Source organism: bacterium (assembly GCA_021372775.1).
Taxonomy (GTDB): Bacteria; Acidobacteriota; Polarisedimenticolia; order J045; family J045; genus JAJFTU01.
The window spans coordinates 1-23,280 of sequence record JAJFTU010000195.1 but is presented as its reverse complement, the minus strand read 5'-3'; the positions used below and the strand labels follow the sequence as shown (position 1 = coordinate 23,280).

Genomic DNA, 23,280 nt, shown 5'->3' with positions numbered 1-23,280 from the left:
GATGTACGCCTGACGCCGTCCGCCGCGGACGAGGCGAAAACGAAACCGCGCGGGGTTGTCCCCGCGCGGTTCGCGTGTCGGGATCCGCGGCTTCGTCTGCCGCGGCGCCTGGCGCTCAGTCGTCCGCTTCGTCTCCCGCGGCGCCTGACGCTCAGTCGTCCGCTTCGTCTGCCGCGGCGCCTGACGCTCAGTCGTCCGACTCGTCGGGCGCGCGCGCCCCGGCGAAGCGGGCCAGCCCGTGGTGCTCGAGCCGCTTGTAGAGGTTCGAGCGCGGCGTGTCGATCGCCTGCGCGGTGCGGGTGATGTTCCACTCGTGCCGCTCCAGTTGCCGCCGCAGGTAGTCGCGCTCCGACCGCTCCTTGAAGTCCTTGAGCGTCGGCGCGTCGAGCCACTCGGCCGCCGCGGAGCGCGCCGGCCCGTCGCCGTCCGGCAGGTCGGAGGCCTCGATCGTCTCCCCCGGCGCGAGGATGATCGCCCGCTCGAGCGTGTTGCGGAGCTCGCGGACGTTCCCCGGCCAGTCGCGCGCCGCGAGCGCCTCGATCGCGCCGCCGGTGAAGCGCCGCGGACGGAGGTTGTTCTCGCGGCAAATCAGCCGCGCGAGATGCTCGACCAGCGCGGGGACGTCGTCGCGCCGCTCGACGAGCGGCGGGATGCGGATCGGCAGCCGGCCGAGGCGGTAGTAGAGGTCCTCGCGGAAGCGGCCGGCCTCGATCTCCGCGGCGAGGTCCTTGTTCGTCGCGGCGATCACGCGGACGTCCACCCGCACCGGCCCGCCGGCGCCGAGCGGCTCGATCTCGCCCGACTCGAGCGCGCGCAGCACCTTGGCCTGCGTGCGGAGCGACATGTCGCCGATCTCGTCGAGGAAGATCGTCCCGCCGTCGGCGCGGGCGAAGCGCCCCTTCTGCCGCGCGGCGGCGCCGGTGAAGGCGCCCTTCTCGAAGCCGAACAGCTCGCTTTCGATCAGGTCGTCCGGCACGGCGGCGCAGTTGACCTTGACGAACGTCGTCTCGGCCCTCGCGCTGGCCTGGTGGATCGCGCGGGCGACGAGCTCCTTGCCCGAGCCGGAGGGGCCGGTGATCAGCACGGTGGCCTGCGTCGGGCCGGCGCGGCGGATCAGCTCGCGCAGCTTCTCCATCGGCGCCGAGCCGCCGACGAGCTGATGGCGCAGGCCGTCGTCGCTCCGGACCTCCGCCACCTCCTCGCGCAACCGCGCCCGCTCCAGCGCCGCCTCGAGCCGCCGCAGGACGACGTCCCGCTCCAGCGGCTTCTCGAGGAAGTCCTGCGCCCCGGCGCGGAGCGCGCGCACGGCGGTCTCGATCGTGCCGTGGCCGGAGATCATCAGCACCGGAAGGTCGGGCGCCGCCGCGCGGATCCGCTCCAGCGCGGCGAGCCCGTCCATGTGCGGCATCCGGATGTCGAGCAGCACCGCGTCCGGATGGCCCGACTCGACGAGCCGCACCGCCTGCTCGCCGTCCGGCGCCTCCGAGACGCGGTACCCCTCGTGCTCGAGGACGAGCCGCAGGGCGTCGCGGATCGCCGCCTCGTCGTCGGCGACGAGGACCGCGGCGCCCCGCGCCCGCGAGCCGCCCTTCACTTCTTGTTCGGCGCGCGGAAGAAGAGCGTGAACTCGTCTCCCGAGCGGTCCAAAACGCGCAGCTTGACCACGCTTCCCGGCGGCACGGCCGCGGCCGCCTTGCGGTAGGCGTCCGCGGTCGGCGTCGGCGCGTTGTTGATCTCGAGCAGGATCAGCCCGGCGGCGAGCCCCTTCGCGGCGGCGGCCGAGGAGGGATCGACGTCGGTGATCAGGATCCCCTTGACCGGCGGATCCATCTTGGAGAGACGGTCCCGCAGCGCCTGCGGCAGCGGGCCGACGCTGAAGCCGAGCGCGGTCGCGGCCGTCTCGTCCGGCGTCGTCTCTTCGTCGCCGCCCTTCTCCTGCGGCTCCGTCCCGACCTTCCGTTCGGCCAAGGTCACGACGACGTCCGTCTCGCGCTTCTCGCGCCAAAGCGTCAGGCGGATCTTCTCGCCGGGGCTGTGCGCGCTGACCTCGTTGACCAGCTCCTCGCTCGAGTTCACCGCCTTGCCGTCCACCGCGAGGATGATGTCGTCCGGCTTCACGCCCGCCTTGTCGGCCGGCGTTCCCTTGTCCACGCGCGCGACGTAGGCCCCGCGTCCCTTCGGCGCGCCGAGGTAGTCGGCCCGCTCCGGGTCCATCGCCTGCACCGAGACGCCGAGGTAGCCGCGCTTCACGGTGCCGGTTCCGGCGAGCTGGTTCAGGACCTTCTTCGCCGCGCTGATCGGCAGCGCGAAGCCGATCCCCTGGATGTAGCCGTTGCCGCCCATCGTGCCCGGCTCGTCGCGGATGATCGCGGTGCTGATCCCGATCACCTCGCCGCGCGCGTTGAGCAGCGGCCCGCCCGAGTTGCCGAAGTTGATCGAGGCGTCGGTCTGGATGTAGTCGCCGAGGTTCGACGGATCGAAGTCGAGCCGCCGTCCCTTGCCGCTGACCACGCCGACGGTGACCGAGTTGCGGAACATGATCGGGTTGCCGATCGCCACGGCCCACTCGCCGACCCGCACGCGGTCGGAGTCGCCGAGCGGGAGAGCCGGCCAGTCGTTGCGCCCCTCGACCTTGAGCAGCGCGAGGTCGAGGTACGGATCCTTGCCGACGAGCCGCGCCTTGAGCCCTTCGTCCGTCTGGGCCATCGACCCGGTGCGGACGAACAGCTCCTCGGCGCCGTCCACGACGTGCTTGTTGGTCAGGATGTAGCCGTCGGCGGTGATGAAGAACCCCGAGCCGCCCCACATTTTCTTTTCCTTGCGGGGCTGCTGCCGGCGGTTGTCGCGCGACTGCGGCTGGGCGTCGTTGTTCTCGTCGTCGTCCGAGCCGCCGCCGAACGGGTTGTCGCGGAAAAAGCGGCGGAAGAACGGGTTGTCGAAGAAGTCCTTCTGGTCCCGGCCCTGCTCGACCATCTTGCTCGAGGTGATCGCGACGACCGAGGGGGTCGCGCGCTCGGCGAGGTCGGCGAAGGAGGGAACGTTGACCGCCGCCGAAGCGGGCGGGGGCGGGGCGAGCTTCAAGTCGCCGGTGGCGGCGTTCGCCTCGGTGGCGGCGCCGGGAACTAGCCACGCCACCGCGAGACCCGCGACGGCGGAAAGGGCGATCATCCCGGCCACGACGAACGGCTTTGCACGGTTCATTGAGTCCTCCGCGGGCGGCTTCTCCGCCCGGTCCTTCATCGAACAACGCCCGGACGCGGCGCCGCGTTCCCGGACGAGAGAAATACGTTCAATCGCCGATGTCGGCGCCCATGACCGGATACCCTTCCTCGCGGTACTGCTTGATCTTCCGCTGGAGGGTCCGCAGGCCGATCCCGAGCATCTCCGCGGCGGCGGTGCGGTTCCCCGCCGTCCGCTCGAGCGTCTTCAGGATCACTTCCCGCTCGATCTCCTCCATCGTCCGCCCGACGAGCGCGCCGGAGCTGGCCGGCAGGGCGAGCTCGCCGGCCGACAGTTCCTCCTCGCGCGCGGCGCGGCGGAGTTCCTCCGGCAGGTGCTGGGCCTGCACCTCCTCGCCGGGATGGAGGATCACCAGCGACTCCATCATGTTGCGCAGTTCGCGGACGTTGCCCGGCCACGGGGCGTGCTTCAGCACCTGCAGCGCGTCCGGCGTGAGGAGCGGCGTCTTGCGCCCGTTCTCCTTGGCGAACCGCTCGAGGAACGAGGCGGCGAGCAGCGGCACGTCGGAGCGCCGCTCGCGCAGCGACGGGATCCGCAGCGTGACCACGGCGAGGCGGTAGTAGAGGTCCTGACGGAACTCGCCGGCGTCGGCCATCCGGCCGAGGTCGCGGTTCGTCGCGGCGAGGACCCGCACGTCCACGTGCACTTCCTCGGTGCCGCCGACCCGCATGAAGGTCTGCGTCTCCAGCGCCCGCAGCAGCTTGGCCTGCAGGGCCAGCGGCAACTCGCCGATCTCGTCGAGGAAGAGGGTGCCGCCGGTCGCCAGCTCGAACTTCCCCGGCTTGCGCATTTGCGCGCCGGTGAAGGCGCCCCGCTCGTGGCCGAACAGCTCCGACTCGAGGATCTCCGCCGGGATCGCCGCGCAGTCCACCGGCAGGAACGTCTGGCGCGCGCGCGGCGAGTGGCGGTGGATCGCCCGGGCGACCAGCTCCTTGCCGGCGCCCGACTCGCCGAGGATCAGCACCGACGAGCGGGCCGCCGCGACCTGCTGGATCTTGCGGAACAGCTCCATCATCGCCGGCGTCTGGCCGACCATCCCCTCGAACGCGCCCTGCTCGACGAGGATCCGCTCGACCTCGCGGAACTCGTTCACCTCGCGGCCGAGGCGGACCTTCTCCACCAGCGTCGTCACGCGTCCGCGCAGGACGTCGAGGTTGACCGGCTTCTCGAGGTAGTCCTCGGCGCCGAACTTCATCGCGCCGACGGCGGTCTCGACCGAGCCGTAGGCGGTGATCATCAGCACGCCGATGTCGGCGACCAGCTCCCGCGCGCGGCGCAGGACCTCGATCCCGTCGATCCCCGGCATCCGCAGGTCGGTCAGGACGAGCTCCGTGTCGGGATGCTCGCGCAGGAACGCCAGCGCCTCGATGCCGTCGGCGAACGGGGCCACTTCGAAGCCGACCCGCTCCAGCGCCCGCGCCATCGCCTGACGGCCGCCGGCGTCGTCGTCCACGATCACGATCCTGCCGCGCCGTTCCTCCGCGGTCATCGTTCCTCTCCCAGCATCGTCAGCATCGTCCGTTCGTCCAGCACGGCCACGCCGAGCGCGCGCGCCTTGTCGAGCTTGCTTCCGGCCTCGGCGCCGGCGACGACGAAGTCCGTCTTGGCGCTGACCGAGCCGCTGACCCGCGCCCCGGCCCGCTCCAGCCGCGCCTTCGCCTCGTCGCGCGTCATCCCGGCCAGCGTTCCGGTGAGCACGACCGTCTTCCCCGCGAACGGCCCGGCCGCGACCGGCGCCGCCTGCGGCTCGTCGGTCCGCACCCCCGCCGCGCGCAACTTGGCGAGCAGCGCGCGGCCCGCGGAAGAACGAAGGAACTCCAGCAGCGCCGCCGCCGTCTCCGGGCCGATGTCGGGCAGTTGCCCGAGGACCGCTTCCGCGTCGAGCCGCCCCGCCACCTCGACGAGCGCGTCGAGCGTGCCGAAGCTGCGGGCGATCGTCCGCGCCGCCCGCTCGCCGACCTGCCGCACGCCGAGCGCGAAGAGGAGCCGCGAGAGGGGACGCGTCTTGCTCGCCTCGATCTCCTCGACGACGTTGCGCGCCGACTTCTCCGCCATCCGCTCCAGCCCCGCGAGCTGTTCCGCCTGCAGCGCGTAGAGGTCGGCGACGTCGGCGACCATCTCCTTGCCGACGAGCTGGTCGATCAGCGCCGGGCCGAGCCCTTCGATGTCCATCGCCGCGCGGCGCGCGAAATGCTCGAGCGCCTGGCGGCGCCGCGCCGGACAGGCGGGATTGACGCAGCGCAACGCGACCTCCCCCTCGAGGCGGTGCGCCGGCTCGCCGCAGGCGGGGCAGTTCGTCGGCGGGACGATCGGGCGCGCGTCGGGCGGCCGCTTGGCGAGGACCGGCCCGACGACCTTCGGAATGACCTCGCCCCCCTTCTCGACGAGGACGGTGTCGCCGATCATCACCCCGAGCCGCTCGACCTCCTCGAAGTTGTGGAGCGTGGCCCGCGCCACGGTGCTGCCGGAGATCCGCACCGGCTCGAGCTCGGCGACCGGAGTCAGCACGCCGGTCCGCCCGACCTGCACCGTCACGGCGACGAGATGGGTCGCCGACTGTTCGGCGGGGTACTTGAACGCCACTGCCCAGCGCGGGAACTTCGAGGTCGCCCCCGCCGCCTCGCGCAGCGCGGTGTCGTTCGCCTTGACGACGATCCCGTCCACCTCGTACGGCAGGTCGCGCCGCCCTTCGCGCCACTCCTCGATGTACGCGCGCACGGCGGCGAGGCCGCGCACCAGCCGGCGGTTCGGGTTGACCCGCAGGCCGGCCTTCTCCAGCAGCGCGAGGCCGTCGAGGTGCCGCGCGGGGCGCTCGCCGTCGAGCTGCACCGCCTGCCAGAAGTGAAGGTCGAGCGGCCGCGCGGCGACGATCCGCGGATCCTGCTGGCGCAGCGTGCCGGCGGCGGCGTTGCGCGGGTTGGCGAAGACCGGCTGCCCGGCCTCGTCGCGCTCGCGGTTGAGCGCGGCGAACGGCGCCTTGGGGAAGAAGATCTCGCCGCGCGCCTCGAGGCGGCGGAACGGCGGCGCGAGGCGCAGCGGCAGCGAGCGGATCGTCCGCACGTTCGAGGTGATCTCCTCGCCGACCGCCCCGTCGCCGCGCGAGACGGCGCGGACCAGCGTGCCGCCTTCGTAGATCACCGCCACCGAGACGCCGTCGATCTTGTGCTCGACCGAGTACTCGATCTCCTCGCCGTCGGGGACCGACGCCGCGCGTCGCAGCCGGCTCTCCCAGTCGGCGAGCTCCGCCTCGCTGTAGGTGTTCTCCAGCGAGAGCATCCGCTCGGTGTGGCGCGCCGGCGGAAAGTCCCCCTCGATCGGATGGCCGACGCGCCGCGTCGGCGAGTCGGGGGTCGCGAGATCGGGAAACTCCGTCTCGATCTTCAGCAGCTCCGCCTCGAGCGCGTCGTACTCGAAGTCCGTGATTTCCGGGCGCGCCTCGACGTAGTAGAGGCGGCGGTGGCGCCACAGCTCGCGGCGCAGCTCCTCGGCGCGCTTCGTCGCGTCGTCGTGGTTCATGACGGTCCCCCTCGCATCGCGATCGCCTCCGGCGCGGCCATCGCGGGCGGCAGCACGATCCGGAAGGTGCTGCCCGCCCCCTCGGCGCTCTCGACCTCGATCCGCCCGCCGTGCACCTCGACGGCGCGCAGCGCGATCGGCAGGCCGAGCCCCGAGCCGGCCGGCTTGCGCGACCAGAAGACTTGGAAGATCTCGCGCCGCGCCTCGACGGGAATTCCGGGCCCCTGGTCCACGACGTCGATCCGCGCCTCGCCGCGCGGCGTCGCGCCGGCGACGACCTTGACCGTCGTGCCCGGCGGGCTCGCCTCGAGCGCGTTCTGCAGGATGTTGAGCAGGGCCTGGCGCACCTGCGCCGGGGCGATCCGCACGACCGGCGCCGACGGCTCGACCGTCAACTCGAGGCGGACCTGCGCCTCGGAGAAGAGCGGCCGCATGAAGCGCACGACGTCCGCCGCGAACGCGCCGACCGGCAGATCCTCGCGCTTCGCCGTCTGCGGCCTGGCGAAGGCGAGGAAGTCCTTGACCAGCCGCTCGAGGCGCAGCACCTCGCTGCGCGACGAGCGGAGCAGCTCCACCGTCTCCGCCGGCAGCTCGTCGGTCTGCAGCTCCTCCTCGAGCAGCTGCAGGTTGATGTTCATCGCGTTGAGCGGGTTCCGGATTTCGTGGGCGAGGCCGGAGGCGAGCGTGCCGAGGTAGGCGAGCTGCTGGTCGCGCTGCTGTTCCGCCTCGAGCTTCCGCGTCTTGGCGATGACGCGCATGAGGAAGACGAAGGCCACGAAGAGAAGCATCACCGAGACGAGGCCGCCGAGCGTCAGCCGCAGGACCAGCGCCTGCCGGATCCGCGCGACCTCCTGATCGAGCGGGCCGGCGGTGACGCCGAGCAGGAGCATGCCGCCGCCGGCGCCGAACGGGACCGGCACGACGCGCACCTGGGACGGCGTTTCGGGCGTCCGGCCGGGGTCGAAGAACTCGGGGGCCGCCGGCGGGGCGTCGGGGGTCGTCGGCGCCTGCCCGCCGAACGCGCCGCCGAGCTGGAGCTGCCAGTCGCCGCCGCGGTCGAGACGGCGGCGGAAGATCAGCCGCCCGGCGTCGTCGAGGACGTCCACGTACTGCACGTACTTGAGCTGCGAGGTGTACTGGTCGATCGTCTGGGCCAGCGCCGCGCGGCGCTCGACGATCCGCACGAAGTCGAACGTGCCGGAGGGGGCGATTTCGCGGTAGAGCGCGCTGGCCAGGGTGCGGGCCGAGTCGGCCGCCTCGGCGAGCTTGGAGCGGACGGTCCGCTGGTCGAAGTCGTGGAAGAACAGGTAGCCGACGATCCCGAGGATCACCAGAAACGACACGAGGAACAGGGCGACCGCCTTGGCCATCAGTCGCTTGGACCCAGATTCGCGGACGCTGGCCCCGCCCGATGGCACCCGCGGCTCCTTTCCCCGGGGGACGAGTCTCGCGCACCGCCCGCGCCGTGTCAAAGCGGCGTACCACGCAGGTGACGGCGCGCGGCGGCCGGGCGGCGGCGCCCCGGCCGTCCCCCGCGCGGCGGCCCGCCTAGAGGAACGGCTCGAACCCCGGGGCGTGCTTCACGGCGTCGAACTCGATCACCTCGTGGGTCGCGACGCCGTGCAGGGCGTACGGGTCCTGCTTGAAGATCTCGGCCACCTCGGCGGCGCTCTTGCCGCGGGCGAGAACGATGCCGCCGGTCTTCGTCGCGCGCGGCCCGGAGACGACCAGCGTGCCGGCCGCGTAGTGCTTTCCGAGGAAGGCGCGGTGCTCGGCGACGACCGCGGCGACCTGTTCGTACGGCTTCGTGTAGTTGATCAGCACCAGGACCATCGGTCTCTCCTTGCCGCGCGGTCACGCCTCCGGCGCGCCGCGCTCGAGCGCCGCCGCCAGGACCGCGGCGACGTAGCGGACATCCTTCTCGGCGCGCAGCAGCAGGTGGTCCGCGCCGTCGAGGCAGAGGAACGATTTCGGCGGGCGCGCGAGGGCGAAGATCCGCTCCGCCTCCGCGAACGGCACGGTCTCGTCCTGCGGCGAATGGAAGACGAGGAGCGGCTTGCCGAGCGCGGCGATCTCCTCGTCGAGCCGCCGCTGGTCGAGGCCGTCGAGCAGCCGCGGACCGAGCGCGACGCGGCGGCCGCCGAGGACGATCTCCGCCCGCCCGGCCGTCGGCAGCTCGGGGGCGAGGCGCAGCAGCGTTTCGCGGAAGTGGTCCGCGCGGGAGACGGCGGCGATCGTCGCGACGAGCCGCGCTTCGGCGACGCGTCCCGCCGCGGCGAGCGTCGCCGTGCCGCCGAGGCTGTGGCCGACGAGGAGCGCCGGCGCGAGGCCGCGGCCGCGCAGGAAGTCGGCCGCGGCGAGGATGTCGGCGACGTTGGTCGAGAAGCTCGTTTCGGCGAAATCCCCCTCGCTTTCGCCGACGCCGGAGAAGTCGAACCGCAGGCTCGCCACGCCGCGCGCCGCGAGCTCGCGCGTCAGCCGCACGATCGACTTGAGGTCCTTGCCGCAGGTGAAGCAGTGCGCGAAGAGCGCCGTCGCGCGCTCCGGCCCGTCGGGCCGCTCGAGCTTGCCGACGAGCCACGCGCCGGTTCCGCCGGGGAACCTCACCGTCGTCGTGCCCACGAGACCTCTCCTCCGGCGCGGGGCTCCGCCCGCGTTCGTCGGTCCGCCGCGTCCTCGCGCGGCGGCGTCCTCAGCGCGTCTGCCGCTTCACCGGGTAGGGCGGACGCGCGGGGCGCGGCGGCGCGGCGGCGAGGGCGCGCAGCGCCAGCTCGACCGCCTTCTCGAGCTGCGGATCGCGCCCCGCGGCCGCGTCCTGCGGCGTCTCCGCCACGTCCACGTCCGGGGCGACCCCTTCGTTTTCCACTTCCCAGCGCCCTTCGGGGCTGAAGACCGCGACCCCCGGCGCGCTGACCGCGCCGCCGTCGAGCAGCGGCGGATCGTCGAGCACGCCGACCAGGCCGCCCCACGTGCGCCGCCCGACGAGCGGCCCGAGGCCGCGCCGGCGGAAGAACTGCGCCAGCGCGTCGCCGCCCGACGAGGAGTACTCGTTGATCAGCATCACGCGCGGCCCGAAGACCGCGGCGGCCGGGCTGGAGAAGACCGCCCCCTCGCGCGTCGCCCACCAGGCGAGCGGCGCGCGGCCGAGCAGGTCGAGGATGTAGTCGGCGACGGCGCCGCCGCTGTTGAAGCGGTCGTCCACGATCAGGCCGTCCTTGTCGGCCTGCGAGAAGTAGTCCCGGTTGAACGCGTCGTAGCCGAGCGTGCCGGTGTCGGGCAGATCGACGTAGCCGAGCCGTCCGTTCGAGAGCTCGGCGACGCGGGCCCGCGCCGCCTCGACCCGCGCGCGGCGGCGCAGCGACGTCTCGTCCTCGATCGGCAGGATCTCGACGGTGCGCGCGCCGGCGGCCGACGGGCGGTCGTTGACCGTGAGGAGCGTCGGACGGCCCGCGGCGCCGTCGAGCCAGCGGAACAGCTCGTCGCCGGTCGAGACCGGGCGGCCGTCCACGGCGACGATGTAGTCCCCTTCGCGCACGCCGAGCCCGGGCGCGGCGAGCGGCGGCGGCGCGTCCCCTTCGGCGGCGCGCCGGCGCAGGATCCGCGCGATGCGGTAGAAGCCTCCGTCCGGCTCGACGTCGGCGCCGAGCAGGCCGACGCGCGGCCCGGGCGCGGTCTCGGGGGGCGGATCGTCCACGAAGACGTGCCCGGCGACGAGCTCGCCGCCCATCTCCGACAGGAGATACGTGAGGTCGCAGCGGTGCGCGACGTGCGGCAGGAAGACGCGGTACTTCTCCCGCGCGGCGTTCCAGTCCACGCCGTGCAGCCCCGGGTCGTAGAAGAAGTCCCGCCACTGGCGCCACGCCTCGTCGAAGATCTCGCGCCATTCCTCGCGCGGGTCGATCGGCGCGACCATCCCCTCGAGCTTGAGCGGCAGCGGCTCGGCGTCCGGCGCGGCGTCGGCGTCGGCGACGAAGTAGGCGTCCTCCTTGCCGCGGAAGATCAGCCGGTTGCCGTCGAAGGCGAGGTCGAACTCGGCGACGTTGTCGAAGACGACCTTGTCCTCGCGCGTCGCGAGGTCGAAGCGGTGCAGCGCGCCGCCCCCCTGCAGGTCCCCGCCCTCGAGGTAGAAGAGCGTTTCGCCGGCGCCGGGGCGCAGCGTGCGGTAGTCCCCCTCGGGGAGCGGCAGGGCGACGATGCGGCCGCCGATTCCGTCGAAGTCGATCCGCGTCTCGCCGGGGCGCGCCGGCGCGGCGGGCTTCTTCGGCGCGGGCCGCTTGTGGCGCGTCTTGGCCTTCGCCGCGGCGGGGCGCTTGTCGGCGAGCGAGCCGACGGCGGCGGGCGGCTCCTCGTCGCTCTCCAGGCCGACCGGCGACGGCTCGTCGGCGGCGAGGATCGCGAGCTGCAGCGCGCGCCGCACCGGCCGCTCGAACGACGACATCTCCAGCCAGCCGGCGTTGAGGCCGTAGTTCGCGCTGGCGGCGAAGTAGAGGTACTTGCCGTCGGCGCTGAAGCGGGCGGAGACGGCGTCCCGCGCGCCGTCGGTCACCTGCCGCTTCGCGCCGGTCACGATGTCGTGGACGAAGACGGCGCGGAGGTGGTTCTTGAGCCGCTTGGTGTAGGCGAGGTAGCGGCCGTCGGGCGACCAGTCCGGATCGAGGCTCCGCTCCGGCGATTCGTAGGTGTCCGTGTCCACGACCGCGCCGCGCTTCTCGGCGAGGTCGACGATCCAGACGTTGAGCCGCTTGTCGGTCAGCGCGATCCGGCGTCCGTCGGGGGACCAGCGCGGCTCGTAGAAGAAGTTCCCCGGACCGAGGTCCACGACGAGCGGCGGCTCGAGCCCCGCCTGGTCGCGCACGTGGAGGCGGTACTCGCCCGAGGCGTCGGAGAGATAGGCGATCCGCTGCCCGTCGGGGGACCAGGCCGGATAGCGCTCGTGCGCGCCGGGGGTGCGCGAGACGTCGCGCGGCGCGCCGCGCTCCGCCGGCACGGTGAAGATCTCGCCGCGCGCGGCGAAGAGGGCGCGCGCGCCGGTCGGGGAGATCCCGAACGACTCGATCGACTGCGCCGCCGCGGCGAGGCGCGGCGCGAGCGCGGGCAATTCGCCGACGACGCGGACCGCGACCGCGCGGGAGACGCCGGTCGCCGGGTCGAGGAGATGGATGCGCCCCGCCTGCTCGTAGACGAGGAGGCCGTCGCCGGCGGCGAGGGAGCGGACGTCGTAGTCGGCGTGGTCGGTCAGGCGGCGGACGGCGCGCGTCGCGGGGTCGTAGACGAAGACGTTCATCGTCCCCGCGCGGTCGGAGAGGAAGTAGAGCTTGCCGCCGAGCCACGTCGGGAAGGTGTCGCTGGCGTTCTCGTGCGGCGCCTCGGCCGTCGTCCGCGCCGCGAGGTCGTAGATCCGGACCGGCGTCGTCATCCCGCCGCGGTACCGCTTCCAGGTCCAGAAGCCGTCGTGCAGCGGCGTGTAGGCGAGGAGGCGGCCGTCGGCGGAGAGGGCGCCGCGCTCCGCCATCGGCGGGGGCAGGGGCGTCGGCCAGCCGCCGTCGCGCGGGACGAGGAAGAGCTGGTCGCAGCGGTCGTTCGCCGCGTCGCGGGGCGAGGCGAAGAGGACCTTCGCGCCGTCGGGGGACCAACCGCGGACGAGGTCGTCGCCGGGGTGCCACGTCAGGCGGCGCGACGTCCCGCCCGCGGCGGACATCACGTAGACGTCGGCGTTGCCGTCGCGGCGCAGCGTGTAGGCCAGCCACGCGCCGTCGGGGGAGAGATGGGGGTCGCTCGCCGTGCCGTCCCCCGCGGTGAGGCGGCGCGCCTCGCCGCCGGCGAGGCCGACGCTCCAGAGGTCGCCGGCGTGGGCGAAGACGATCCGCCCGCCGCCGATCGTCGGGGCGCGGAGGAGCAGCGTTTCGGCCGCCGGGCCGGGGCCCGCGGGCGGGACCGCGGCGGGGGCCGCGGAAAAGGAGAGAACCGCGGCGAGCGCGGCGAGCGAGACGGAAACCGGGCGCGGCATGCGGAGAGCCTCCCGCGGGATGAGAAGCGCAAGACTCTACACCGTACGGCGAATCGGCGGTCCGCCGCATTCCTTTCGGCGGCGGCGCCTCCGCGGCCCGTCCCGCCGCGCGCGGCTCGTCCGAGGACGCGTCGTCCCGCGGGGCGGCGCCTCGTCTCCGCGCGGGATTCGGCCTCGCCGCCGGCCCCTCCTGCGGACGGCCGGGCGATGCGCTATCGTGCGGGCATGGGGTTCTTCGACTGGCGAGGACGCCGCATCCATTACGTCGAGCAAGGCCAAGGACCGCTCCTCGTGGTCCTTCCGGGATCGACGACGACCGCCGTCCACTACGACGGGGAGATCGCCCACTTCGCGCGGCGCTTCCGCGTCGTCGTGCCCGACCTGCCGGGGACCGGCCTCTCCTCGCGCATCGAGCGCTGGCCGGACGACTGGTGGGATCTCTGCGCGGCGTCGGCCGCGGCGCTGATCGAAGGGCTCGGCGAAGAGCGGGCGCTCGTCGTCGGCACGAGCGGCGGCGGCGTGGCCGCGCTGATCCTCGCCGCGACGCGCCCCGGCCTCGTTCGCGCGGCGGTCGTGGACAGCGCCGTCCGCCGCTACGATCCGGAGTTCCTGCGCCGCGCCGCCGTGGCCCGCGCCATCCGCCCGCCGCAGTTGGTCGAGTTCTGGCGCCGCGGGCACGGCGACGACTGGGAGCAGGTCGTCGCGGCCGACACCGACTTCATCGACCGCGTCGGCCGCGCCGGCGGCGATCCGTTCCGCGGCCGCCTCGACGACGTCCATTGTCCGGTTCTCTTCACGGCGAGCCTCGGCGACGAACTGCTCCCCGACATCGGGCGGCAGACGATGGACCTCGTCCGCGCGGTGCGCGGGTCCGAGGCGTTTCTCGTCGATTCCGGCCGTCACCCGATGATCTGGACCAGGCCGCGGGAGTTCCGCCGGGCCGCCGACGCGTTCCTCGACCGCTTCGCCGCGGAGCGCTGACGGTGGGGGCGCGCGAGCAGCTGCTCAAGCTGGCCGACGTGGCCGCGGCGCGCCCGCTCGGCGCGCTGCTCGGCGCCGCGTGGCCGCGCCGCCCCGCGGTTCCGCCGTCCGCGCCGCCGCGCCGCGCGCTGGTGATCCGTCCCGGCGGGATCGGCGACGCCGTGCTCGTCGTGCCGATGCTCCGCGCCCTCCGCGCCGCGTGGCCCGAGACGTCGATCACGTTGCTCCTCGAACGCCGCAACGCGGGGGTGCTCGACGGCGCCGGCCTCGCCGACGAGACGCTGCTCTACGACCGGCCGCTCGCGGGGCTGCTCCGCGCCGTGCGCGGCCGCTTCGACCTCGTCGTGGACACCGAGCAGTACCACGCCGCCTCGGCGCTGGTCGCGTACCTCGCCGGCGCGCCGCGGCGGATCGGCTTCGGCACGAACGCGCGCCGCCGGCTGCTGACGGTCGCCGTGCCGTACAGCCAGGAGACGTACGAGGCGCGGAGCTTCCTCGACCTCGCCCGCGCGGCGACCGGCGTCGAGCCGACGTGGGATCCCGAGGCGCCGTTCTTCCCGCTGCGCGACGAGGAGCGCGCGTTCGCCGCGCGGGCGCTCGCGCCGCTCGGCGACCGGCCGCTCGTCGTCGTCCACCCGGGGGCGTCGATCCCCGAGCGGCGTTGGCCGGCGGAGCGGTACGGCTTCGTCGCCGCGGGGCTCGCCGACGACGGCGCGGCGATCGCGATCGTCGGCGGCGCGTCGGACCGCGCCGCGGGGCGGACGATCGCGGCGGCGCTCGGCCGGCGGCCGCACGTCGATCTCTGCGGCGCGACGACGCTCCGCGAGGCGGCGGCGGTGATCGCGCGGGCCGCGGTCTACGTCAGCGCCGACACCGGCCTGCTGCATCTCGCCTACGCGCTCGGCGTCCCCTCCGTCCATCTCTTCGGGCCGGGCGTGCTCGCCAAGTGGGGGCCGCCGGGCAAACGCTACGTCAGCGTCCGCGAGCCGGCGCCGTGCTCGCCGTGCACGACCTACGGCTACACGCCCCCCTGCTGCCAGGGGATGGCCTGCATGCTCGGCATCGAGGCGGGGCGCGTCCTCGCCGCGGCGCGCGAAAGGCTGGCCGCGCGCGACGGCGCGGCGCGCGGCGAAGGAGGCGCGGCGTGAGCGTCCCTCCCGACGACGGCCGCTTCGGCCCCGACTACTACCGCCGCGTCTTCGGCCTCGACGAGATGCGCCGCTTCAACATGCACTGGTGGTCGGCCCGCTTCTACGCGCTCCTCGCGCGGCGGCTGCTGCGGCGCGCCGGCGGGCGGCGGGTCTTCGAGATCGGCTGCGCCCACGGCTACACGCTCCGCTGGCTGGAGCGGGAGTTCGACTCGTTCGGCGTGGACATCTCGCCGTACGCGGTCGAGAAGGCGCGCGCCGTCGCGCCGCGCGCGCGCGTCTTCGCCGCCGACGTCTGCGGCGAACTCCCCGCGGAGGTCGCCGCGGGGGGCTTCGACCTCGTTCTCGCGAAGTACGTCCTCGAGCATCTGCCGGCGCCGGAGAAGGCGCTCGCCGCGGCGCGGGCGCTGCTCGCGCCGGGCGGCGCGCTCCTCTTCGCCGTCCCCGACACGACCTCCCCCGGCCGCCGCTTCAAGGGGGACGACTGGTACGCCCTGCGCGACGAGACGCACGTCTCGCTGCTCGCGCCGGAGGAGTGGCTGCGCCTCGCGCGCGCGGCCGGCTTCGTCGTCGAGCGGACCTTCTCCGACGGGCTGTGGGACGTGCCGTACGTCAAGTGGCTGCCGCGTCTCGCGCAGTATCCTCTCTTCTCGTTGCCGACGATCGTCAGCGTCCTCTTCGCGCGTCCGTGGATCCCGGCCGGCCGCGGCGAGAACCTGATCGTCGTCGCCCGCAGGCCGCTCTCCGAGGAGCCGCTCCCGTGACCCGCAAACAGCTGACCGCGATCGCCGCCGGCGCCGTCGCGCTCGTCGCCTTTCTCGTCTTCTTCGGCTCGATCGGGGCGGAGTTCGTCTGGGACGATCCGATCGTCTTCGACCGCCAGCTCCCGTTCTTCGACGGCGTCAAGAACGTCTTCGTGCCGCCGCAGGGGATCCCGCAGTTCGGCGACCACTACTACCGGCCGCTCGTCGTCGTCAGCTACCTCGCCGACGAGGGGATCGCGAAGACGTTCTGGCCGCTGGAGAAGCGGGACGCGGCGCGCCGCGTCGTCTTCCATCTGACCCCCGTCGCGCTGCACGCCCTGGCGACGGCGCTGGTCTTCCTCTTCGGGTTGCAGCTTCTGGGGCTCCACGCGCCGCCGGGCCCGAAGGAGATCCTCGCCGCCGCGGCCGGCGCGCTGCTCTTCGCCGTCCATCCGATCCACGTCGAGTCGGTGGCCTGGATGGCGGGGCGGAGCGACGCGCTCTGCGCCGTCTTCTTCCTCGGCGCGGCGATCGCGCTGGTCGAGGCGCGCCGCCGGAGCAGTCTCCGCTGGGGGCTTCTCTCCGCGGCCTGCTTCCTGCTCGCGACGCTGGCCAAGGAGACGGGACTCGGCTTCGTCTTTCTCGCACCGGTTCTGCTGTGGCTCGTCCGCCCGGCCGACCGCGCGGCGCTCGAAGCGGAGGCGGCGAAGGGAACGTCGCGCGCCGAACGCCGGCGCATCCAGCGCGCCGCCGGAACGCCGGCGCGGGCGAAGGGCGGCAGGCCCGCGGGCGCGGACGCTGGAAAGGGAACGAAGGGGGGCGGCGCGGACGCGGCGAAGGGAATGAAGGGCGGCGGCGCGGACGCGCGCGAGGAGGCGAAGCGCGCGCCGGCCGAGGGTTGGTCGTGGGCGACGCTGCCGGCCGTCGCGTTTCTCGCGGCGCTCGTCGCCTACTTCGCGCTCCGCTCCGCGGCGATCGCGGCGGTGACGAGCCCCGCGATGAAGGGGGCGCCCGACCTGACCGCGCTCCCCGGCGCCTTCGGCTGGTACGCGGCGAAGCTCTTCTGGCCGCCGCCGCAGTCGGCGTTCCCCGCGGAGCTTCCGGGCGCCGGGTTCGCCGTCTTCGGCGCGGTCGCCCTCGCGGCCGCCCTCTTCGGCGCGTGGCGCTGGCGGCGCGGCGGCGAGCGGACGCCGGAACTCGCGGCGCTCGCGTTCGCGGCCGCCGGTCTCGTCCTCTCGCTCGCGATCTCGCTCTACAAGATCTCGAAGACGCCGATCGCCGAGCGCTATCTCTACATCCCGTCCGCGGGGCTGTGCCTGCTTGCGGCGTTCCTGCTGCGCCGCGCGGCGACGCGTCTGCCCGCGGCGTGGCCCGGCTGGGCGCGGATCGGCGCGCCGCTGATCGTCGCCGCGGTCGTCGCGCTCCCCGCGACGGCGGCGACGATCGAACGGCAGCAGGTCTGGGCCGACAACTACTCGTTCTGGCGGGACGCCGCGGCGAAGTCCCCGGACCAAGGCGTGCCGCATCTCCACCTGGGGATGGTCTACGCCGGGCGGGGGGCGAACGCCGAAGCGGAACGGGAGTACCGCTTGGCGCTGAAGTACTACAAGGAGGCGCCGAGCCTCGCCAAGACGAACAACAACCTCGGCTCGCTCCTCTTCCAGCTCGGGCGGGACGACGAGGCGGTCGCCTGCTTCGTCGAGGCGGCGCGGCTCGATGCGCGCTACGAGACGCCGCACTACAACTGGGCCTTGCTGCTGCTGCGCCGCTCGCAGAGCGCGCCGCCGGAACAGCGGGGACAGCTGATCGGCGACGCGCTGGGCCATCTGGAGCGGGCGCTGGCGATCAACCCGCGCTACACGAAGGCGCATCTGCAGTTGGGGGAGATCCTGCTGCAACTCGGGCGGCCGGCGGACGGGGCGGAGCATCTGCGCTTCGTCGTCGAACTGGCGCCGGCGAGCGCGGAGGCGCAGATGGCGCGGAACCTGCTCGCGCGGGCGCGCTGACCGGGGCGCGCCGACCGGGCGGTTTGACCGGGGCCGCGGCGAACTGATAATTCCGGCGGAGGCCTGCGGTGGAAGAGAAGCCGATGATCCACGTCGCGGCGGCCGTCGTGCGGCGCGGCGGGCGGTACCTGCTGACGCGCCGTCCCGACGGTTCGCATCAGGGGGGCTTCTGGGAGTTCCCCGGCGGCAAGCTCGAGGAAGGGGAGACGGCGGCCGAGGCGCTGGTCCGCGAAGGGCGCGAGGAGCTCGGCGTCGAGCTGCGCGTCGGCCCGCTCGTCCGCCGCTTCACGCACCGCTATCCCGAGCGGGACGTCGATCTCTGGTTCTTCGAGGCGGAGTTCGCCGACGGCGTGCCGCGGCCGATCGAGGTCGCGGAGCTCGGCTGGTTCGGTCCGAGCGAGATGGCCGCGCTGCCGATCCTGCCCGCCGACCTCGTCGTCGTGGAAGAGCTGAGTCGCCGCGAGGCCGGAGGAGGCGCGCGATGAGCGCCGCGCCGCGCCGTCCGCGCGCCGCGTCCGCGTCCGCGAAGAGCGGCGCGGCCGGGGCGAAGCGCGCGCGCGCGGCGTCGGCCGAGAGCGCCGGCGCTCCCGTCGCCGCGGCGGAGGCCAAGCCGGAGACGGCGACGGTCGAGGAGACGGGCGAGGCGGAGCGGGACGAAGCCCTTCCGCTCGAGCCCGAGGTGCTCGACGTCGGCGTGGAGAGCGCCGAGCTCCCCGACTTCGTTCCCGAGGCGGCGACCCCCGCGGAGACGGCCCGCGCCGAGCGGGCGCTCACGGTGGCCGCGCCGCGGGAGAAGTCGCTTCCCGTTCCGGCCGATCCGCTCGCCCGCTACATCCAGGAGGCGCGCCGCTTCCCCGAGCTGGACCGCGAAGAGGAGCGGCGTCTGGCGCGGCTCTACCGCGCGACCGGCGATCCGGAGGCCGCGCGGCGCCTGATCACCTCGCAGCTGATGCTGGTGGTGAAGCTGGCGTTCATGTACCGCCGCGCGATCCGCAACGTCCTCGATCTGATCCAGGAGGGGAACGTCGGCCTCGTCGAGGCGCTCAAGCGGTTCGACCCGGAACAGAACGTCCGCTTCCCGACCTACGCCGCCTGGTGGATCAAGGCGTACATGCTCAAGTTCCTGCTCGACAACGCGCGGCTGGTGCGGGTCGGCACGACGAACGCGCGGCGCAAGCTGCTCTACAACCTGCGCCGCGAGAAGGAGCGGCTGGAGCGCGAGGGGATCAGTCCGACCCCGCCGCTGCTCGCCGAGCGGTTCGGCGTCGCCGAGGAGGACGTCGTGGAGGTCGAGCGCGCCCTCTCCGGCGGCGACGTCTCGATGGACATGCCGCTGACCGAGGACGGCGACATCACCGTCGGCGACACGCTCCACGCCGAGGCGGCGCCCGCGGACGAGGTCGTCGCCGAGGAGGAGATCCGGGACCGGATCTCCGCCGCGGTCGCCGAGTTCCGCGAAGGGCTCGGGGAGCGCGAGCAGGCGATCCTCGACGGGCGGCTCGTCGCCGAACAGCCGCAGACGCTGCAGGAACTGGGGGACCAGTTCGGCGTGACGCGCGAGGCGATGCGGCAGAGCGAGAACAAGCTGAAGGAGCGGCTGGCGCGCTTCCTGCGCGAGCGGCTGGGGGACGAGATCGTCCTCCGCTTCAGCCGACGATGAATCGTTGCCGCGCCTTCGGCTTCTCCGTAGGATGAGGACATGAAGGCCTACGTCAATCCGCACGTCGTCGAGTCGCTGGAGAAGGACGTCCTCACGACGCGCCTGTCGGCGATCGTCGACTGGGGCCGGAAGAACTCCCTCTGGCCGTTCCCGATGGGGCTGGCCTGCTGCGCCATCGAGATGATGGCCGCCGTCGCCTCGCGCTACGACATCGCCCGCTTCGGCGCCGAGGCGCTCCGCTTCTCGCCGCGGCAGGCGGACCTGATGCTCGTCGCCGGGACGGTCAGCAAGAAGATGGCCCCGATGCTCAAGAAGCTCTACGACCAGATGCCGGAGCCGAAGTGGGCCATCGCCATCGGCGCCTGCGCCTCGTCGGGCGGAATGATGAACTCCTACTCCACGGTGCAGGGGGTGGACGAGATCATCCCGGTGGATCTCTACATCTCCGGCTGCCCCCCGCGTCCCGAGGCGGTGCTCGACGCGCTGATCCTGCTGCAGGGCAAGATCGCCAAGGGGGAGCCGTCGGCGCTCGACCGCTGGAAGGAAGCGCAGGCGAAGGGGGGCGCGCCCGCGGCGCAAATCGCGCCGGCCGGCGTCACGGCGCAGAACCCCTCCACGTACGCCTCGGTCGCCTATCCGCGGGAGAAGCTGCCCGCGGCGCCGGAGCTGTCGGCCAAGCTGTTCAAGCGCTTCTGAGCGCGCCGCGGTTTCCCGAGATGAACGCGCCGCAAGAGCCCGCCGCCCCCACGCCGATCGAGGAGATCGCGCTGCGCCGCGCGGCGGCGGCGCCGCTGACCTTCGCCGACTTCATGGCGCTGGCGCTCTACCACCCCGAGCACGGCTACTACACGCGGAGCGCCGCGACGACAGGGCGCGAAGGGGACTTCTCGACCTCGTCCGACGTCTCGCCGGCGTTCGGGCGACGCCTCGCGGCGCAGGCGATCGACGTCTGGAAGCTGCTCGGCGGCGGCCCGTGGCGGATCGTCGAGCTCGGTCCGGGGCGCGGCCTGCTGGCGGCGGATCTCTTCGCCGCCCTGCGCGAGTTCGAGCCGGCGGCCGCGGCGGCGCTCGAGGAGTACGCGCTGGTCGAGATCAGCCCGTCGCTCGAGGCGGCGCAGCGGGAGCGGCTCGCGCCGTTCGCCGCGGCGACGCGCTTCCGCTGGGCGCGCGCGGTCGAGGAGCTGGGCGAGGGGAGCGTCGTCGGCTTCGTCTACGGCAACGAGTTCCTCGACGCGTTCCCGGCGCACGCGATCGCGCGCCGCGGCGCGGAGCTCGTCGAGCGCGGCGTCGCTCCCGCGGGAGCGGACGACGGGAGCGAGCGCGGCGCCGCCGACGGGGCCTCCAAAGATGTCGGGAACGACGACGCGGGCGGCCTTGACGCGGAGCGGACCGCGCCGCGCGACGGGGCGGAGAGTCGGCTGCGCTTCGTCGATCTTCCGCTCTCGTCGCCGCGCCTCGCGGAACTCGCCGCGCGCTACGGCCTTTGCGCCGAGGACGGCTGGGAGGCGGAGATCGCGCTCGGCGTCGAGGCGTTCGCCGCGGCGCTGGGGCGCGTCCTCGCCCGCGGCGCGGCGTGCTTCGTGGACTACGGCCATCCCGCGGCGCGGCTCGCCGACGAGAACCACCGCGAAGGCTCGCTCGTCGGCTACTTCCGGCATCGGGTCACGTTCGATCTGCTGGCGCGGCCGGGGCTGCAGGATCTCACCGCGCACGTGAACTGGGACTTTCTCGACGACGCGATGCGCGACGCGGGGATGGTCCGCGCCGGCCGCGCGGCGCAGGACAAGTTCCTGCTGGCGCTCGGCGCGATCGAGGACCTCGCGGCGCCGGAGGAGCCGGAGCGGGAAAGCCCGGAGCGTCTCGCGCTGCGCCTCGCCGCGCGCTCGCTGATCCTGCCGGGCGCCGGCGGCGGCGCGCGCTTCGAGGCCGCCCTCTACGTCAAGGGGATCCCGACGACGCTGCGCGGCCTCGCGGATCCGTTCGCCGGGCTCTGAGCGCGGCGATCAGCGCCGCGGCTTCGCGTCTCTCCGCGCCACGGCGGCGATCAGCGCCGCGGTTTCGCGTCCTTCTTCGCCGCGGCCTCCGCGATCAACGCGGCGAGGAAGTCCCCTTCGCCGACTCGTCGTCCCAGCGCGTCGCGCGTGACGTTGGTCCGCGGGTCGTATTCGCCGAGCCGCCGCCCGAGCGCGTCGTAGGCGAGGCGACGCCCGTCGCCCTGAACGCGGATCTCGCCGAGGCGGCGTCCCATGGCGTCGCGCATCACGATCGGTCCCGGCGTCGCCTTGGCCGGCGGCGCCGCGGACGCGCCGGCGGCGACCGCCGCCAGCGCGAGTGCGAGCGCCGCCGCAGCCCGGAGCGGCCGTCTCACGCTCCGCCCTCCCCGCGCGTCGGCGCGCCGCCGCGCCGCGCAACCGCGCGCGAGAACCTCCCGAGCAGCGCCGCGCTGACCCGCTTCAGCGGCGGGCAGCGCCGCACCAGCGCCGCGAGCCACGGCCCCACGACGTAGTAGGTCCTGATGAACGCGCGCCCGCCGACGCTGCGCCGCAGCACCTCGTCTCTCCATCCGCGCAGCGCGACGACCTCCGGCGCCCACGGCGTCCCGAACGTCGCCGTCGCGACGAAGCAGTTGCTCGAACCGGAAGAGCTTGATCCGGAGTACGCGGGCCTCCGCAGCGCCTCCTGGCAGCGCGCGAGGAGGGAGTCGTAGTTCTCGCGCCCTACCTCGTAATGTCCTGGATACTGGCTCTTGAGGCGCATCAGGGACGCCTGCACTGTGGAGATCGCGTAGTCGCCGAAGGCTGCGAGCGCACGGCCGACGACGGCGCGGTACTCGGCTTCGCCGTCCGTCCATTCGTCGAGGAAATTGACGCCGACCACGCGGGCGAGGATCCGTACGGGGCGGATGACCTGCTCATCATCTTCGAGCGCGGAGATTTCGCGGCAAATCCGGGCGGCTCGTTGGGCCGTTTCGTGCGCTTTCCGCAGCTCTGGATCGCCCGGCGCGAATTTCCGCGCCATGTTCAGAAGTCCTTCCGCGAGTTGGTAGTTTCTCGCTTTGAAATAGGCGATGCCGGCGCTCGCGAACCGGGCCACGACGTACTGACGCGCCTCGTCCTCGTTCGGGCAGACCGCCTCGATTCGGCGGGCGAGCTCGGGCAGGCGGCTATATCGCCCCGCCAGCGAGTAGACGAGGCAGAGCTCCAAGAAGATGTCGAAGTCGGCGAAATCGACCTTGCCGTCGGCGCCGATCGCTTCTTCCAGCAGTCGTTCCGCCTCGGCGTAGTCCTGTGAGTACGAGGCGATCTGCGCGAGGCGTCGCAGTGGGTCGGCGTTGTGCGGCTCCAGAAGATGCGCCTGCGCCAGAAGCCGCTTCGCCTCGGCGACGAGTGTCCGATGTCGGGGATCGGGCGGCTTCAAGGACGTCGCTTGCTCGAACCTGATGTAGCCGTAGTTGAGCCAGAAAGCGGCGACGTCCTGCGTGCGCTTGAGGAGCCGGTCGTAGACGTCGGCCGCCTCTTCGAACTTCCCCTGTTCGGCGAGGCAGAGCGCCAGCCGGTTGTAGACGAAGTCGAGCTCCGGATCGAGCAGGAGGATGCGCTTGAATTCCTCCGCCGCGGCGTTCCATCTCTCCTCCTCCTCGAGCTTGATCGCCCGCGAGAGACGCAGCCCGATCTCCTCGCCGTGCGCCTGCGCCGCGTCGTAGCTGCGGCGCGCTTTGGCGTCGCGGAGCGTGTCGTACGCCTCGCGCAGCCGCTTGAAGCCGTCCGGGTCCTTCTCCGGCGGATGCTGCCGCACCATGCGGAAGTACGCCTTCTTGATCTCGTCGTCGCTCGCCGCGGGCGCGACGCCGAGCCGCTCGTACAGTTCGTTGGCCATGCCTTTCCCCCCCGTTCCGTCAGTTGTCCAGCGAGAAGAGCTTGTCCACGAGGGCGGACGACGCGTCGTCGATCGCCTCCACGTCCTGCTCCGCCAGCGCGCC

Annotated in this window: 18 protein-coding genes; 8 read left to right on the top strand and 10 right to left on the bottom strand. The window is 73.4% G+C overall.

Going from position 1 to position 23,280, the window contains the following annotated elements:
* Positions 1–187: 187 nt before the first annotated feature.
* The 8 genes from LLG88_06615 to LLG88_06580 form a co-directional block, all read right to left on the bottom strand.
* On the bottom strand, positions 188–1,594 hold the full coding sequence (locus LLG88_06615) for a sigma-54 dependent transcriptional regulator (GenBank protein ID MCE5246579.1): 1,407 nt from the start codon (positions 1,592–1,594) through the stop codon (positions 188–190).
* Positions 1,591–3,201 (bottom strand): trypsin-like peptidase domain-containing protein, encoded by a 1,611-nt coding sequence (locus LLG88_06610; GenBank protein MCE5246578.1) that lies wholly within the window; start codon positions 3,199–3,201, stop codon positions 1,591–1,593. The genes LLG88_06615 and LLG88_06610 overlap by 4 nt, the downstream gene beginning before the upstream one ends.
* 88 nt (positions 3,202–3,289) lie before the next feature.
* Positions 3,290–4,729 carry a sigma-54 dependent transcriptional regulator gene (locus LLG88_06605; protein MCE5246577.1) on the bottom strand — a complete coding sequence of 480 codons (1,440 nt, stop codon included), beginning with the start codon at positions 4,727–4,729 and terminating at the stop codon, positions 3,290–3,292.
* A complete protein-coding gene (gene ligA, locus LLG88_06600) occupies positions 4,726–6,756 on the bottom strand; it encodes an NAD-dependent DNA ligase LigA (protein ID MCE5246576.1) in 2,031 nt (676 codons plus the stop codon). The genes LLG88_06605 and ligA overlap by 4 nt, the downstream gene beginning before the upstream one ends.
* Positions 6,753–8,126 carry a hypothetical protein gene (locus LLG88_06595; protein ID MCE5246575.1) on the bottom strand — a complete coding sequence of 458 codons (1,374 nt, stop codon included), beginning with the start codon at positions 8,124–8,126 and terminating at the stop codon, positions 6,753–6,755. Before LLG88_06595 ends, ligA begins: the two co-directional genes overlap by 4 nt.
* A gap of 178 nt (positions 8,127–8,304) precedes the next feature.
* On the bottom strand, positions 8,305–8,589 hold the full coding sequence (locus LLG88_06590) for a YciI family protein (protein ID MCE5246574.1): 285 nt from the start codon (positions 8,587–8,589) through the stop codon (positions 8,305–8,307).
* Positions 8,590–8,610: 21 nt separating this feature from the next.
* The gene (locus tag LLG88_06585; protein MCE5246573.1) at positions 8,611–9,378 is read right to left on the bottom strand and encodes an alpha/beta hydrolase; all 768 of its coding nucleotides are present in this window, start codon (positions 9,376–9,378) and stop codon (positions 8,611–8,613) included.
* 70 nt (positions 9,379–9,448) lie between these two features.
* The gene (locus LLG88_06580; protein MCE5246572.1) at positions 9,449–12,763 is read right to left on the bottom strand and encodes a PDZ domain-containing protein; all 3,315 of its coding nucleotides are present in this window, start codon (positions 12,761–12,763) and stop codon (positions 9,449–9,451) included.
* A gap of 207 nt (positions 12,764–12,970) precedes the next feature.
* Here LLG88_06580 and LLG88_06575 point away from each other — a divergent pair, with 207 nt between their 5' ends.
* The 8 genes from LLG88_06575 (at position 12,971) to LLG88_06540 (ending at position 21,295) form a co-directional block, all read left to right on the top strand.
* Positions 12,971–13,744: an alpha/beta fold hydrolase gene (locus tag LLG88_06575; GenBank protein ID MCE5246571.1), complete on the top strand. Its 774-nt coding sequence runs from the start codon at positions 12,971–12,973 to the stop codon at positions 13,742–13,744.
* Positions 13,745–13,746: 2 nt separating this feature from the next.
* Positions 13,747–14,892 carry a glycosyltransferase family 9 protein gene (locus LLG88_06570; protein ID MCE5246570.1) on the top strand — a complete coding sequence of 382 codons (1,146 nt, stop codon included), beginning with the start codon at positions 13,747–13,749 and terminating at the stop codon, positions 14,890–14,892.
* On the top strand, positions 14,889–15,656 hold the full coding sequence (locus LLG88_06565) for a class I SAM-dependent methyltransferase (GenBank protein MCE5246569.1): 768 nt from the start codon (positions 14,889–14,891) through the stop codon (positions 15,654–15,656). The genes LLG88_06570 and LLG88_06565 overlap by 4 nt, the downstream gene beginning before the upstream one ends.
* Positions 15,653–17,641, top strand: a complete 1,989-nt coding sequence (locus LLG88_06560; protein ID MCE5246568.1) for a tetratricopeptide repeat protein — start codon at positions 15,653–15,655, stop codon at positions 17,639–17,641. Before LLG88_06565 ends, LLG88_06560 begins: the two co-directional genes overlap by 4 nt.
* Positions 17,642–17,709: 68 nt before the next feature.
* A complete protein-coding gene (locus tag LLG88_06555) occupies positions 17,710–18,126 on the top strand; it encodes a (deoxy)nucleoside triphosphate pyrophosphohydrolase (GenBank protein MCE5246567.1) in 417 nt (138 codons plus the stop codon).
* Entirely contained in the window at positions 18,123–19,301 is a 1,179-nt protein-coding gene (locus tag LLG88_06550) for a sigma-70 family RNA polymerase sigma factor (protein ID MCE5246566.1), read from the top strand. The genes LLG88_06555 and LLG88_06550 overlap by 4 nt, the downstream gene beginning before the upstream one ends.
* A gap of 39 nt (positions 19,302–19,340) precedes the next feature.
* Positions 19,341–19,997 (top strand): NADH-quinone oxidoreductase subunit B, encoded by a 657-nt coding sequence (locus tag LLG88_06545; protein ID MCE5246565.1) that lies wholly within the window; start codon positions 19,341–19,343, stop codon positions 19,995–19,997.
* Between the two features lie 20 nt (positions 19,998–20,017).
* Positions 20,018–21,295, top strand: a complete 1,278-nt coding sequence (locus tag LLG88_06540) for an SAM-dependent methyltransferase (GenBank protein MCE5246564.1) — start codon at positions 20,018–20,020, stop codon at positions 21,293–21,295.
* A gap of 50 nt (positions 21,296–21,345) precedes the next feature.
* Here LLG88_06540 and LLG88_06535 read toward each other — a convergent pair whose 3' ends face one another.
* Entirely contained in the window at positions 21,346–21,669 is a 324-nt protein-coding gene (locus LLG88_06535; GenBank protein ID MCE5246563.1) for a hypothetical protein, read from the bottom strand.
* Positions 21,666–23,177 (bottom strand): DnaJ domain-containing protein, encoded by a 1,512-nt coding sequence (locus LLG88_06530; GenBank protein MCE5246562.1) that lies wholly within the window; start codon positions 23,175–23,177, stop codon positions 21,666–21,668. Before LLG88_06530 ends, LLG88_06535 begins: the two co-directional genes overlap by 4 nt.
* Positions 23,178–23,280: the final 103 nt, after the last annotated feature.